The following is a 14,551-nucleotide window of genomic DNA, read 5'->3' on the forward strand; positions in this document are numbered from 1 at the left end:
GTTGTTTTGGTATGCTATTTAAGGTCGGAAAACCTTCCACCCATTCGCTGTCTTCAACCAAAATGCGCCTTGGGTAATTGTTGTACGTCCCGTGGCAACATCAGTTTTTTCTTCAAACTGTATTGGTCCTTGATCTTGACTGTTTACAACCTGGTAAGCACGTCCGCCCAATATTTTATTCACCTGTACATCTTTGCTTGATTTGATCGTGTATTTACCACTGAGCAATTCAGAAACCATACCCTTGATCATTTCAGGGGGCGGCCCACCAGCAAGAGGTAGATCGGTAAACATCGGCTCAAAGAAAGCCATATAACCCTTGGCATCACCGGCCTCTGCGGCGTTACGCATCATCTCTATCGCTTCCAACAATCCTTCATCAGAGGTAATTTCACCTGTCAGATAACTGAAGGCAGGCTGGGTCTTGGCCTGAAAAATGGCGTTTTGTTCCCCTGCCCCTTGTTGATACAACTCAGCCAGTACATTTTCATTCTTACCCGGCTCTTTGGGGAAATCGCCTTCACAAGCAACGAAAACCTCTGCACGCCCTGTGGCATCAGGGCTATCAGTAATCAATTCAATCTTGAAATCATTATCCCCCTCTAACAACAGGTTTGCCGGAACAGTATTCGAGTGTGATCCCTTGTGATTTATCAGGATGACGTTATTCACCCTCACTCTTAATTCTGCTGCGTCACTTCCTTGAAGCGCAACCGCTGTTATTTCCTTACACGCGTGAGTAGGCATTGCAGTTAACCCCATTGATCCAATTGTAACCAGAGCCAAATAAACAGGCTTCATATTTTTGAGCATGACTTTTCCTTTGAATTTAAGGCCCGTTGAACTTGAAGCCCTTTAATTTCAAATCTTTTAATTACGAGTATGGGGTTGGCCTAAAGATCTGATCATCAATCCGTCGGACAGCACCCAATGTTTTGTTCACAACTAGGTCGGTCCAACACAAACAACAGTTCAAATAAAAATATAAAATTTCCATCTAACTGTTTTTATTTCTATAATTCACAAGGGTTTTAACAAGTACCTTTGATCAATCCCGCACCGTAAATGGAATCTCGTCCGTGATCACCCAAATCAATTACGGAAAAAGACAAGGCCCGAGATAATACCTGTCGTGACATTTTCGGATTATTTTTGAGGATAAGCGACGCAACAGCCAAGGCGTGTGGTGTCGCAAAGGATGTACCGGAAACATACCCGCCCTTATTCCCCGGCACAGCTGTCCAGATATCCACACCGGGGGCAGCATAATCAATAAAATCCCCCTGATTGGCATCGCGGTATATCTTGTGACGGGAATCAATGGCTGTAATTGAAAAGACCCCCTCTAAAGCTGCCGGGTAACTTACAGGTGCCTCAGGTCCTTGATTTCCAGCACTTGAGAAAACAAGGGCGCCTTTTTCTAGCGAAAGAACGAAACCTTTGTTTAACACCCTGTTCGGCACATCAGTACTAAGCGAAACATTGATTAAACGCACATGATTTTCAAGCAGCCAATCCAGACCCTGTAATACCGCAACAGTACTCGCCAATTGATCCCCGGAATTGTTCAACCTTAAAACCACCGCATTAAATAGCTGTGTTCCGGGTATCAGCCCTTGATAACCATTTTCTTGATTATTACCGATCAAGATAGATCCAATAGAAGTTGCATGACTAAGGTCAATCGTCTGATTACCCAAAAAATTACGCGATACAATGGCCTGTCCATCAAAAGCAGCGTGGTGCTGATCAATAGCACCATCCAGAAGACCAATGGGGAAACCAAGCTGTGTTACCTGACACCCTTGATCCAGATCCCAACCAATCGCTTTTTGTGCATATAAACGAGGTTTTGCAGAAGACGTAAGATCATTATTAAAATCAACCTCGGCATTTGGAAAAACAGTTCTCAGCTCTTGAATAACAGCCCCCGCGTTTGTAGATCGGGTCTGGATCAATACTGATTGTAAGGCATCAAGGTTGTAAACTTCGAGAACAGGTAAACGACGTCTTTGAAGTTCGGAACGAACTGCATTTTCCTGAGCACTATCAACCAGAATAATGACATCCTGTTCGATAGAGACATCATTAACCACACTGGTTTCCGTTGGACAGATGCGTACACTTAAACCTGTTTTATCAAATACTTGGCGAGTACTCCTCTTAAAGAAAACAAGGTCATATTTTGTATTTAAATCAATACCCTTTTTAGGTAAATAACTTGAGATCAGAGTATTCTTTTTATTTAGAATATCCAACTCTATCAAATCATGAGTATTACTTAATCCCAAGCGATAGCTATTTGGAATATCGTCAAAGTTTTTGCCCTGAATGGTTAATATTGTGCCCGGGCGAACGCAGTTTGCTCTTATCCCGGAAAAGATAATCTCATCAGATCGATTACCTGTCGGTCGGGACGTAACCGGATCATCAGTTACGGTCCGGGACTTTCCTGTAGATGTCGACGCCCCCGGTATTGGCCGAGTATTGGGTGTTGCCCTCGTACCTGGAGTGCCAGGTATCGGTGTCGTACCTGGTTCTTCACTCGCGGGATCAGCAGATGTTTGTGCGGGTAAATCCTGCGGTATTCCAATTGAAAGCAGCAAGAAAACGACGAGAGTTAGAGAATGGCGCAACATCACTTCCCACCACTTTCCCCGCCGTTACGTTGTACGGTTTCAACCAGATTTTTGTGCGCTTGAAGCTTGGCGATAACAGCTTCAGGATCTTTTGATACAGCCAGCTTATAAACGCCCAGAGATGAAGGGCCATCAATAATACGAGCATCAACAGCCAATAAAAGTTCGCGAATATTTTCTTCACGTGCCTCTGGAACAAAAGTAACCGACAGCACTGGACCACGGATATAGGCGGCATTACCACCACTCGCAGCAACCAAGTCTTTGTTGTTTTGCCACAAGGGCACAACATAAGCCGTCTGGACAAGCAACATAAAACAGGCTGCAACCGCTGCTATCCGCCACACCTTATTTTTGATATTATCATTTTGAGGTAAACGTCCGCCCCGTGCTGTTTGCTCTTTTGCAAGATCACGTTGCAAACGCTTCAGACCAAGCTGACCAGGCGAGCTTTCATGTGTTTGATTTTGAACTTCGTCTCTCAGGTTTTCCAGAAAAGCACATTCATCTCGAAGAGCTTTATCTTGGCTCAAAGCTTTTTTAACCGCCTCAAGATCTTCCCCCTGAAGACTACCATTCACATAGAATGGTAAGAGTTCTGAGATTTCCTTTTTCATGTTCAGCCTCCCATACGGTTGGACAGGCAACGTTTCATTGCCTGTTTGGCATGGAACATACGGGTCTTAACGGTGTTTTCCGGGCAGTCTACAATCAGTGCAATTTCTGAATAAGGAAGGTCTTCGAAAAATGCCAGTTGCATCACGGCACGGTGTACTGCTTTTAAGGTATCAAGACAGAACTTGATATGATCACTTTTTTCAGCAGTCAAAAGACATGCCATAGCATCCGGACTATCATCCGCCGTTTCAGGAAAGTTGTCGCTATCCATTGGTATGTCTGTTTTCTTACGCATCCGATCCACCGTCTTGAAGTATGCTATTCCAAATAGCCAGGTTGATACTTTAGAACGCCCCTCAAAGGTTTCGGCTTTACGCCATACCTCTAAAAAGGTTTCATTTAGTATGTCGGCGGCTTCGAATGAATCGTTCAATTTTGATTTAATAAAAAGATACAGTCGTTTTTCAAACAGATGATAAAAATCAGCAAAGGCGGTTTCATCGCCTTTGCTGACACGTTGAAGAAGAGAATATGCTGTATCGTTTTCGGTCATTAATAATCCCTATGGCATATACAACAATTGACGTGGTGAGGAGCCGATAACGCGCCCACTTTTATCAAAAGCACGTAATCGCCAATCATAACTTTCCCCTGAATTCAGATTGTCCAAGGAAAAAGCAGAAAGTTTAAGTTTCAAATCCTGAGCGGAAACAACTTTTCCAGAAACAACTTCGTCATGTCCCGGAGTAAGTATTTCTACCTGATAGGCAAGTGCACCGGGGACATTTTCCCACGCGAAAACTGTATCCTGATTGACACGGGCACCGTTTCCTGGGCTCAAGGCCGTCAAATTATCAGCTGGCCTTTTTGTCGAAGTTTCGAGAACAAAATACCTCAACACAGGTAATTCGGTAATGCCTTCAGCATTTTCGACACTAAAGGTTAGCAAATAAAGGCCATTTTTTGTTGTCGGTAATGCCGGGCTTACTATCCTCGTTCTGCCCTGCCCCGAACTCACAACCTGTTGTCGCACAACCTGTAGAATACGACCTCGCGCACTTCCAAGACTTGCTGTGGGGTCAATAATACGCCATTCGCCCTTTAGAAGACCGCTACTTCTGAAATTTATCTCCGCAATGGCTCGTCTCGTATCTCCTTTGGCGATAACGTCTGTTCTAGCATCATTATCAAAACGAAGATCAATACGATTTATACTGAGCGCTCCCCCCTGACCAGAACCAGCAAAAACAGAAAGTCGCGCCAAGCCTGTTGTTTGCGTATCTGTAAAGGTTCTGGATATCAAAACCGATCCCGCGGGGGCTTCGGCTATTTTTCGAGCAAGAGCTGAAGAGATTGAGAGAACCTCACTAAAGCGCAACGTTTCACTTTGGGCAGGATTCAAAGTTGACTGTCGAAGCAAAGTACCACCAAGCGTCGCGACATTGGTGCCATTAATTTGAAGAATAGCATTTGTCGAACTAACCGGAACTGTTGCCGGAGCTGTTGGCTCTAGCCTTGTAACATTCCATGTTAACGAAAGGGCAGATGCACCTTTGACATGAACATTAGCGCGTTTGGGCGTCACCGTAACCGAAGTTACATTCGCCTCTGCTATCATTGGGACGGTCAGTCCAGCTCCGGATATAATACCCGAAACAAAAACCGCTTTAATAGCTAAGCGAAAATGGCGCTTTAACGCGCAAAACCATGTAGGCCTGATACTCTGTTTCATTTTGGGCACTATCTGCGTTTCCATTGAATTCCTCCATTGATCCTCTTAGGGCCAATGCCAAACCAGGGCGATTGGTGCGAGGTTGAAGGAAAGTCCATTCTACCTCGCTATTAACGATATGACTATCAGATGAGTCGCCACTACCATTCGCAAGGTTCAAATTATAATCAAAATTTAACTCAACTTTTTCTGGAACAAGTTCCGCTGTCGCCCCTAAATACAGGTTTGTGCTGAAACTGTTTTTATTTGTATCAAGGTCTTCAAACACGCCAAACTGGGTACCACCGTTAAGTTGCAGTCTATCAGAAACAGTCCAGCCAACATCCAAACCCGTCAAATTGTTAACTGTGTCGCTGGAAATATTTGTATAATCATCAAAACGTGAATAGCTATGCGATAAAGACCAATACCATACATCGTAGCTTGATCCTCCGCCCAATGTAATTGACGAAGATAAATTATCTGTATCTCCGCCCTCATAACCATTTGGCGTTTTAACACGTTCCAAACTGGCAAAGTAACTGTTCATATATAAATAAGGGGTTCCTAACCATTCCCTTGATCCAGTCTGTTGATCAAAAGAATAGTTCATCCCAAAATCAATACTTTTCAAGCGATCAGTTGGAACGTTCGCGAGACCATCTACATTGTTGGTTTCATGCAAGGCATAGATATTCGCAGATAAAGCGCCCCAATAAAGATTACTGAAAGCAGTATAGGCATCGCGATCTGATATCATGCCAGGGTTAGCCAGACTTTCAAAGAAAGTATCAACACGGTCATAGCCAAAACCAACATCAATATTAAGTAGGTCATCACCAATGACGGGCCCTTCATCAAACAATCGATGATCTATCAGTAGTGATACAGCGTCGCTGCTGTCTTTGGGGGCATCACCATGATCTCCATCTTGATCAAATAGTGTATGTGCATATTGCGCTTTTAATCTTGTTCTTTGATGACCAAAGCTCTTTTCAACACCGATCCCCCAGCCAGAACCAGATGCAGAACTATCCAGATCTGAAAGACCAATACCGCTTCCCTCCCCCAAACCATCATAATAGGTGCCCGTTAATTTCAACGCGTCCACATCAGTTGCAAAGGGTTTTACCGACAGACTAACACCTTTAACACGGTTTTCCGTACTGTTAAGACCAGTCATATCAGCCGCCCCAGAAACGGACTCAGCCCCGAATGCAAAGCCTTGTGCCTCTACCCTGCTATCACTTGTCCCAATTCGCGCAGAAACACCCCGACGATAAAAGTCTGAAACAAGGAGATTTTCCAGCCCTGTATCATGGTGCCCCAGTGAAAAGCCACCTGTCAGAGTATCTCCCTGATAATCTGCATTTACGTCATATTCACCCAAATCGATCGTACGTTCTGTCTGCGCAAAATCGACATCACTTTGTACTAAATAATTCGCATGGGCATCGACCGTCCATTTTCCAGCGGTAAAACCTGAGTTAACATCGCCACTACCCGATAAAGTAGAACGATTGGTTGCATGTCCAATATTTTGCTGCACGACACGTCGACTGAATTCGGTGAGCGTATCAGCCCGAAAATAAGCCGAACGAAGTAAACGTTCAGCCATTTCAATCTCAGGGTTGCTTGCACTTAAATCAGAAACATTACCAGCCGATCCTGTGCCATCGCCAGTTATAGTAAAAGTCCATTTCTGCCTTATCTCTGACGAACCGTCAGGGTTTAGCATTACCAATTTCAATGTGTGTTCATTTCCCTCAAGGGCTTGAAGTGGCTTGTATATAAAATCAACCCCATCAAGGGAAAGAAGTGACGTAATATCAATACCGTCCAACTCGACACCAAGTTGTGTCAGAGTTATCACATCCAAATCATCCGGAAGATCTATTCGTATTTTTGCATCAGATGTTTCTGGTGGTGTAAAATCTGCAATCCAATCGGCCAAGCTTGATTGAACGCATAAAAACGGCAAAAATATTGCCGCTATCAGCGTACCCAAACCATATCGATTTTTTTTTCGTTTTTTCAAACGCACGCCTGATATTCTCCAAGGCAGACTTCGTACAATTTTACACCAAGATACTATAGAAATCAGTAATTTGAACAATAATCCAAAGTGTATCAATTGTATCAGTAAAAGCTGAATTCATTTTCAACGACATAAGAAAAGAGCAGCAGGACCTTATTTTAGACCCTGCTACATTTACTTCACTTTCGTTTATTGAGGTGTCTGAATTATCAGGCGTTTGGGTCTTTCAGTTTCTTGTGTTGCTTTACCAAGGGGAGCCCTTTGCGGCTTTTTCTGCACAGTACCACGTGTATCTGGCATAGTGTCGCTCCCCTGATTTTGATAACCACCCAGTTTGGCATTACTACCATTTACAGTTACCTGAGGTGTACAACGATGCTTGAAAGTCGCTGAACCAAACTCTTTCCAAGGCCCATAACTATCACTGTTTTGATCTTTGACTTGAGCTTCAATCGTCATCGCATGTTCATAGGTTTTATTGATTGTGTTCCACCATTTGAATTGTTGATGATTGTACATTTTTTCAATCAAGGGATAATCAAAATCAAAGTGCCTGTTTATCTGGCTCTCTGAATCGTAACTGCCCAAATAGATGTTTGGCAGTACAAAATTTCCTTCACTGTTTTTCACATCAATTTTAAAACGGACCGTTCCCTTACCTGCCCCTTTGTAGTTCACACGAATTTTAGGGTTAGGCGTCCCTTCGGAACATTTTCCAATATGATGTGGCATGTTTGGCTGAAAAGTTGCCTGATTTAAAAGCAAAGATTGATTGTTGTTATACTGTGGATTATTGCCCACCTGTCCCAATTGAGCATTCAAAATAGGCTTATCGGTTATAGCGGAGTCACCTTTATATTTGACTTGAATAGTAAAATTTTTGGTCTCAAAGCCAGCTTTCCATGGGCTGTGACCTGGCGAGAGATATTTTCTGCACCACCCCGCAAGAGAAACAGGCCTTTGCAGAACGATTTCCTGATCGTTTTTATAAAAATCTGCTTTCGATCCACCACCTTGTAGGTGGGATTGTAATTTTTTATTGATTTCTTCCAAGGGATCAACGCGAACAGCCGGATGGCCATTTTTAATTTGATTTAAAGGAACTGTGAAACTCTCATCACCATCCGTCCCCTCTGTTACCCACTTACCCAAGCCAATGCGGCTTTTATGACTAACTTCATAGGAACTTTGATACAGTGCTGCATTATCATTGATGTCATCAACAAACATACCGAGAGGGCCAAAATAAATCTTGGCCTCTTTAAAATCTATTTTTTTATCATCGCCACACTGTACAAAACCATCGGCTTCGATCTCAATGGATGATTCCTGTATCTGTAAATTGACATTGTTTACAGACTTACTTCCTGAAGTATTCTTGACATTAATAACCGCGGCATACCCCGGAAAGTTCAGATCTACATTCTGAACGTACTCAGAGTTTCCACTAGATGCCGCAAAGACAGTGCTTGAAATGATAGCACTCGTCCCAAGTGCAGCAGCGCTTACGCCAAGAAGTAACTTTTGAAACTTATTCATTTTGTTCTCCTGTATTGTCACTCACTGTTTCGAGTAACCCGATGTTGTCGTTACAGGGTCTGACGCAATAAGAACGGGAAAGGTTCAAAATAAATAATTTTTATTTCAGATAGTCCCATTTAAGCTATCTCGTTGTTCTCAATACAGACACCATGATGTACAGAAATTCTATCCCGTTCATCGATGAAAAATAATTTAAACGATTTTGGTATCTGCATTATTTCAGGAAAAGTATCGATTGTATCAAACAGAAGAATGGCACTGTGATATGACCTGCCTTAAACCCAGAGCATAAATAATTAAATTTGAACCTGGCTGACCGTCCCTACGACCAACTTCTATCAACGAATTGGAACAACGATTAAACAGGACATCAGAAAATGCCTATTACTCACCTTCAGGATCGCCCCCGAAAAACAGAATTACACATGGGCAATACTATAGTCTTTTCTGACCTATTTGATGATATTATTCCCACCTCCTCCTCTCATAAGGACACACCTTCCTCATTTGGAAACCACAGACAGTTACTTGATAATAATACACAACTCTATCTTGCAGCGAACTTGATAAACCTTCACGAAGCACCCATTAATCTGTAAACTTTTCATAGATATGAAAGTAAAGGCTTCCTATGCTTAAAAGCCTCATATTTATCGGGTTACTTGTAAGTTCAGTTGGTTTTCACTCCATCAAAGGACATGCCAACGCGCAAAAACCTGCCCTGAAAGATCTAAGCCAAGTATGTGAAGCCGACAGGTACAACCAACCTATCGGGGAATTTTCCGTCGATGTTTATTGCGATGATACCCCCATAATCGGCCCCTATAGCCTCACCCAAAGGACATGGCAAGGCGGTGACTGGGCTTTTTCTATCACCAGTTTTATGTGGGGAAATGACAGAAAATCACTTTACGTTGCAACAGAAGGATATAATGGAACAGGCAAAGCCTATTACCTAGATATCGAGACACAAACCAGCCAAGAAGTTTGGTCAACTTCTCCCGGTGACTGTGGCAGCGTATTAACAGGAATGAATGATAAGAACATCACGCTAGCAACAATTCCCTGCGATGGAAAACAACCCCGAAACATAGAGATCACGATACCTAAGAATTAGTTCTGATTTATTCTTTATACCCAATTACCCAAAGACATAACCTATTCCGCGAACGGTACGTATGATTTCTGGTTTTGTCGGATTAACTTCAATTTTACGCCGAAGCCGGGAAATACGAAGATCGATGGATCGGTCAAAGGGTTCCCACCCTCTATCATGAGCTTGTTCAAGTAATTGATCCCGATTTAAAACACGCCCCCTATTTTCAGAAAAAACACGTAAAAGACTAAATTCCATCGCTGTCATGGCAATTTCATTATTATCAGCATCAAGAAGCTGCGCACTATCCAGATCAAGTCTGCACACGCCAAACTGAATTGATCCTTTGGTTTTAGCAGATTTTTGCTCTGACAAAGCGCTCGGTATTCTTCGTAAAGTCGCTTTTATTCTTGCTTCCAACTCTCTCAAATCCACAGGTTTGGCCAGATAATCATCAGCCCCCATTTCCAGTCCGACAATACGGTCAACGACTTCAGATGCCGCCGTCAACATTATAACCGGCACGTCAGAGTTATTTCGTAAGTTACGAAGGGCAGTCAAACCATCTTCACCGGGCATATTAATGTCTAGGATTACCAAATCAGGAGAATGCTTTTCGGTAAACTTGTGCATCGCTTTTGCATCGGCGGCTTCAACTGTTTCATAGCCACGATCACTTAAATATTCGGCAACCATTTCACGTAAATGTGGTTCATCATCACAGACAATAATTTTGTAACCATTCGCACTCATGTAAAACTAGGTCCTTGTTTTTTGGATAAGTGATCGCATCAAATTGACAAGCTCTTCCGGAGAAACAGGTTTATCCAGATGCAAGCATCCAGAATTTTCGATAAAATCGGCAACTTCCGGACTCATTGAATCTCCAGTCACAAAAGCAGTTTTTTTAGCCATATCAGGAAATTCAGCCGTCATATGCTGTAAAAACTCTATACCATTCATACCGGGCATTTTCACGTCACTTAAAATTGCGGTGTATGAACGTGCTTTTAATTTTTTCAGGGCATCTTTAGCTGAATTGGTAACAGTCACTTGATAGCCGTCTTCACTCAAAATTTCGCTAATTAAATCAGCGACATCGACCTCATCATCAACAACCAGTACTCCTTGCTTTAAATGTTTTTTATCCGGAATATCAGGAACGTTTTTATTTTCATCTGTTACTTCCGAAACTTTCATTCGCACTGTAAAGCAAGTTCCTCCTTTACCTGAGGATCGGAAAGACAGGTTTCCGTGGTGAGCATCAACAATACGATGGCAAAAAGCAAGCCCAACACCTGTACCACTTCCAACATCTTTTGTTGTAAAAAAAGGTTCAAAAACTCTGGCCTGTATCTCTTTGGGAATACCTACGCCGTTATCAATAACATCAACAACGACTTCGTTTAATAAGTCATCAAACGAGGAACGAATAACGAGTTTCCCCTCTTTTCCTTTCTCAGATAACGCATGTTCTGCATTTACAATCAAATTGGTAAAGACTTGTGCCATTTGATCATGGTCGGCATCGACAAAAGGCAAATCCTTCGCCAATGACAAAGATACCTCTGCGCCAGATACCCTCACCCCATAACCAGCAACATCCATGGCGACTTCGATTGCTTCGTTCAGATTACAATTTTCTATCTGCATCGGACGCTGTCTGGCCATAGCCAAAAATGTTTTAACAATTTTGGCGCAACGCTCTGCTGCCATTGCAATTCGATCTACTCTTCGCTTTACCTCGGGATCATCCGTTTTATCCTGAAGCATCAAGGCATAACCTACGACAATAGAAAGTGGATTATTCAGTTCATGGGCAACACCAGCAAGTAACCCGCCTAAGGCTGATATCTTTTCATTCTGATGTGCGATTTCCTTCTGCTCTTCCAGCTCTTTTTGCATCTGAATTTGTTCGGTGATATCTCGTGTTGACGAGACAATAACATCCTCACCTTTGTAATCAGTCACTCGGGCAGACGTCAGACCTTGCATAATGGTGCCATCTCGCCGGCGAAACTGCACCCTATAATCATCCAATACACCCGTCGGCAACAAAGCCTTGAGATAATTTTCACGGTCTTGAGGTTTAATGAAAAAGCTTTTTGCCGTTTCTATATCACCAAACCGATCGCGAGAAGCAGGTGGAAAATATATGATTTTTCCATCCGAAACACGGGATACCAAAAAGTTCGCAGGACAAGCCTCAACAATTTTATGAAGCAACATATCTGCTTCACGGCTCGCCTCTTCAATTTTCTTTTGCTCGGTAATGTCCTTGATCGTAACCAGATAACCGCCAAATCCGGTTTCATGTGAAGAACTTGATAAAATACGTCCATCAGAACGCTCTATTTCATGGTCCTTTTTATAACTTGAAACACCTTTGATAATTCTCTCAATCGTTTTCTCGGCTTCGTTTGTGTTCTTGATTATAGATTTGTGATCACATGTATTTTGGTATCCAGTGATCATCCCCTGCATAATTTCTTCTATAGGACGCCCCCGCCGCAACTTATCATCAGGTAAGGCAATAACATCGGCATACTTTTTATTTGATAAGACGAAACACAAATCAGAATCATAAAGTGCAACAGCAATATCCAATGATTGAATAATATCGAAAAGCACTTCAGGCGCAGATACTTTTACGTCTGCATTCTGGTTCTCAAGTAAAACTTTTAGATAACAGGTATTTCCTTCTGATGTTGTGTAACGTGATAATGAAAACTTATCACCAACAGTATCTTGCCAAACAAAGCCGCGATCAGAAGACTGCCATTTACGTATAACTGTTTGTATGAGGCTAGAATTTACTGACTTTCCAAAGGATTTTTCCAAAACAAAATGCTCGGCCTTGGTCTTAAGTAAGGCTTTCCGCTCTTCGTCACTCAAGGTCACAAAACAATCATTGATTGTTAGTAAGCGTCCATCTTGATCAAAGGTCGCAAAACCAGTCTCCATTTGAGATCCCTTTTGTATTACCGCCTCAAAAACAGACGTCTCCACTTAATTCTCTTTCGTGTTCGAGCCACAATGTTCTAATCCACATGATTATAGTAGAAAATGAAGGTATCTGTAAGATGTCTAAGCATTTGTAATTTGTATCAATTGTAACACTATCAATTCGCGATAGTTAAAAAGTTTGGTTCGTAGTTTTCATTTTTGTAAAAGGCGTCCGTAATAAGACACACAATAATTAATAACAAACCGACCATCTGAGTAAGACATCAGAATGATACAAACGCCGATCATAATATCAAAGAATATAATACTTGTAGTAAAATACCCAATTCTGCATACATAACTTAAAGAGTACTGACATAGTGAAATTAGAATTTTTAATCCCTATAAGTATCATATTAATACATTTAACAACTGCTTATTTTGGGTGGCAAAATAATTGGTCAATCACTCTACCCAAGTGGATTTTGAGAATTAGCCTTAGCTGCTTATTGGTATATTCTTGCTTTTGGGTGTCGGACGAAATCCAACATCATCTCCGCCCCCAAGTCTTATTAATTGCTATCGTAAGCATCGTGCTTTGTGCTTCGGTCTGGATTTCATCTTCACACGCTTACATATGGAGTATCTTTACAGTGCAGTTCTTTATTCTGGGGGTGTGGTCAATCTGGTTTGTTTTTTTCTTCAGAATAACGCGATTATTTTAAAACCCTACATATCGACTTAATCACCAAAAGACATCTAGCGTATCTCAGTAAAATTTAAGATAGCGTTGAGTATGACCAGCATAACACGAATAAATAACGACAGAAGGCTGCCGTCTGAGCATACTATAAAGTCTTCAAGTGAGAATTCTTCAGCCAGGATAATAATGAATTAAAACGGGTAAGGTTCCCGCTGCACATAATGTTGTCAACACAACCGCTGTCGAGGCCTGAAAAGGCATAACTTTATATTCTTCAGCAACAACCCCTAAAACAGCGGCACATGGCATAGCAGCACCTAAGGTTGCCGCCATTATCCAAGCAGGGGAAACATTAAAGCCTGTCATCACCATGAAGACAATAAAAGGGGCGATACAGAGCTTGAAAACCGATATAAGACCTGCCTCATAAGGTTTTGCGCTTATTTTACGTCCTACCAATGATGTGCCGACAATAAACATGGCGCATGGCCCCGCTGTGTTACCAATAAATTTCAAGCCCTCCGTTATTGATTCCCCCACATTAACCCTTAAGGCAGATATACAAAGCCCGACGATAATAGAAATGATTAAGGGATTAAGGAGCGAACGAATTAGAATTTCCACGGGCCTGTGGGTATTATCTACATTTTGCTCCGTCGTCAGTTGCAATAATAAAGAAGCAAGCGGCAACAAAATCACCAGATCAATTGTTAGCATGAGAGCAAGCGGAATGGATGTCCACTCTCCAACACTTACCGCCAATACCGGAATACCAAGGAACCCAATATTTGCATAGACACTACTGAGACCAATCATAATCCCATGTGATGTCTTGCGCTCAAAGACAAGAAAACCAACAAGCCCACTCAATATCAAAAGAACAAATAAGGATAAAATATAAGCTCCAAGAAATTTGAAATCTAGCAACATTTTAAACTCAGTCGTTGCAAGTTTTTCCAGTAAAACAGCAGGGAGTGATACATACATTATAAAGCGAGTGAGATATTGCTGTCCCGTAACAGATATAACCTGCTTTTGTTTAATAAAATAACCAAGTGCAACAAGACCAAAAAAAGGAGAAACCTTAATCAAGATATCAAACATATGTTTTCAAAAACCCTTTTCAGGTAAATAGTTTCAAGGAATTTTCTCATTAAAAACTAGAGAGTTAACTCTTTTGGGTGAGTTCCACGAGCATTAATATCAACGAATAGTTCGCTTAAGATCTCGCCTTTCTCGTAGAGTTGAGAGATATCGC

Annotated in this window: 11 protein-coding genes; 1 reads left to right on the forward strand and 10 read right to left on the reverse strand. The window is 42.0% G+C overall.

The window, feature by feature from the left end; all coding sequences use genetic code 11:
• Positions 1–18: 18 nt before the first annotated feature.
• From ACN0W5_RS16440 to ACN0W5_RS16470, 7 genes are all read right to left on the reverse strand, one after another.
• Complete coding sequence (locus ACN0W5_RS16440; protein ID WP_417455168.1) at positions 19–813, reverse strand: hypothetical protein; 795 nt, start codon at positions 811–813, stop codon at positions 19–21.
• 218 nt (positions 814–1,031) lie between these two features.
• A complete protein-coding gene (locus ACN0W5_RS16445; RefSeq protein ID WP_417455169.1) occupies positions 1,032–2,639 on the reverse strand; it encodes a S8 family serine peptidase in 1,608 nt (535 codons plus the stop codon).
• A complete protein-coding gene (locus ACN0W5_RS16450; protein ID WP_417455170.1) occupies positions 2,639–3,256 on the reverse strand; it encodes a S8 family serine peptidase in 618 nt (205 codons plus the stop codon). The genes ACN0W5_RS16445 and ACN0W5_RS16450 overlap by 1 nt, the downstream gene beginning before the upstream one ends.
• A 2-nt stretch (positions 3,257–3,258) precedes the next feature.
• Positions 3,259–3,810, reverse strand: a complete 552-nt coding sequence (locus ACN0W5_RS16455) for an RNA polymerase sigma factor (RefSeq protein WP_417455171.1) — start codon at positions 3,808–3,810, stop codon at positions 3,259–3,261.
• Between the two features lie 9 nt (positions 3,811–3,819).
• Positions 3,820–4,989 (reverse strand): hypothetical protein, encoded by a 1,170-nt coding sequence (locus ACN0W5_RS16460; RefSeq protein WP_417455172.1) that lies wholly within the window; start codon positions 4,987–4,989, stop codon positions 3,820–3,822.
• On the reverse strand, positions 4,925–7,012 hold the full coding sequence (locus ACN0W5_RS16465) for a hypothetical protein (RefSeq protein ID WP_417455173.1): 2,088 nt from the start codon (positions 7,010–7,012) through the stop codon (positions 4,925–4,927). Before ACN0W5_RS16465 ends, ACN0W5_RS16460 begins: the two co-directional genes overlap by 65 nt.
• Before the next feature lie 183 nt (positions 7,013–7,195).
• Positions 7,196–8,545: a hypothetical protein gene (locus tag ACN0W5_RS16470; RefSeq protein ID WP_417455174.1), complete on the reverse strand. Its 1,350-nt coding sequence runs from the start codon at positions 8,543–8,545 to the stop codon at positions 7,196–7,198.
• A 634-nt stretch (positions 8,546–9,179) separates the two neighbouring features.
• On the opposite strand from ACN0W5_RS16470, the gene ACN0W5_RS16475 reads away from it, so the two are divergent.
• Positions 9,180–9,665, forward strand: coding sequence for a hypothetical protein (locus tag ACN0W5_RS16475; RefSeq protein WP_417455175.1), 486 nt, complete (start codon positions 9,180–9,182; stop codon positions 9,663–9,665).
• A 24-nt stretch (positions 9,666–9,689) separates the two neighbouring features.
• Here ACN0W5_RS16475 and ACN0W5_RS16480 read toward each other — a convergent pair whose 3' ends face one another.
• From ACN0W5_RS16480 to ACN0W5_RS16490, 3 genes are all read right to left on the reverse strand, one after another.
• Positions 9,690–10,397, reverse strand: a complete 708-nt coding sequence (locus ACN0W5_RS16480; RefSeq protein ID WP_417455176.1) for a response regulator — start codon at positions 10,395–10,397, stop codon at positions 9,690–9,692.
• 6 nt (positions 10,398–10,403) lie between these two features.
• Positions 10,404–12,608, reverse strand: a complete 2,205-nt coding sequence (locus ACN0W5_RS16485; RefSeq protein WP_417455177.1) for an ATP-binding protein — start codon at positions 12,606–12,608, stop codon at positions 10,404–10,406.
• Positions 12,609–13,464: 856 nt separating this feature from the next.
• The gene (locus tag ACN0W5_RS16490; RefSeq protein ID WP_417455178.1) at positions 13,465–14,397 is read right to left on the reverse strand and encodes an AEC family transporter; all 933 of its coding nucleotides are present in this window, start codon (positions 14,395–14,397) and stop codon (positions 13,465–13,467) included.
• Positions 14,398–14,551 lie beyond the last annotated feature (154 nt).

Origin of the sequence: Kiloniella sp. (assembly GCF_048270245.1) — a bacterium.
Classification (GTDB): Bacteria; Pseudomonadota; Alphaproteobacteria; order Kiloniellales; family Kiloniellaceae; genus Kiloniella.

What these genes read in the sequence shown, in the direction of transcription:
- ACN0W5_RS16440 (WP_417455168.1), bottom strand. Translation starts at nt 813, where the DNA reads ATGCTCAAAAATATGAAGCCTGTTTATTTGGCTCTGGTTACAATTGGA.
- ACN0W5_RS16445 (WP_417455169.1), bottom strand. Translation starts at nt 2,639, where the DNA reads ATGTTGCGCCATTCTCTAACTCTCGTCGTTTTCTTGCTGCTTTCAATT.
- ACN0W5_RS16450 (WP_417455170.1), bottom strand. Translation starts at nt 3,256, where the DNA reads ATGAAAAAGGAAATCTCAGAACTCTTACCATTCTATGTGAATGGTAGT.
- ACN0W5_RS16455 (WP_417455171.1), bottom strand. Translation starts at nt 3,810, where the DNA reads ATGACCGAAAACGATACAGCATATTCTCTTCTTCAACGTGTCAGCAAA.
- ACN0W5_RS16460 (WP_417455172.1), bottom strand. Translation starts at nt 4,989, where the DNA reads ATGAAACAGAGTATCAGGCCTACATGGTTTTGCGCGTTAAAGCGCCAT.
- ACN0W5_RS16470 (WP_417455174.1), bottom strand. Translation starts at nt 8,545, where the DNA reads ATGAATAAGTTTCAAAAGTTACTTCTTGGCGTAAGCGCTGCTGCACTT.
- ACN0W5_RS16475 (WP_417455175.1), top strand. Translation starts at nt 9,180, where the DNA reads ATGCTTAAAAGCCTCATATTTATCGGGTTACTTGTAAGTTCAGTTGGT.
- ACN0W5_RS16480 (WP_417455176.1), bottom strand. Translation starts at nt 10,397, where the DNA reads ATGAGTGCGAATGGTTACAAAATTATTGTCTGTGATGATGAACCACAT.
- ACN0W5_RS16485 (WP_417455177.1), bottom strand. Translation starts at nt 12,608, where the DNA reads ATGGAGACTGGTTTTGCGACCTTTGATCAAGATGGACGCTTACTAACA.
- ACN0W5_RS16490 (WP_417455178.1), bottom strand. Translation starts at nt 14,397, where the DNA reads ATGTTTGATATCTTGATTAAGGTTTCTCCTTTTTTTGGTCTTGTTGCA.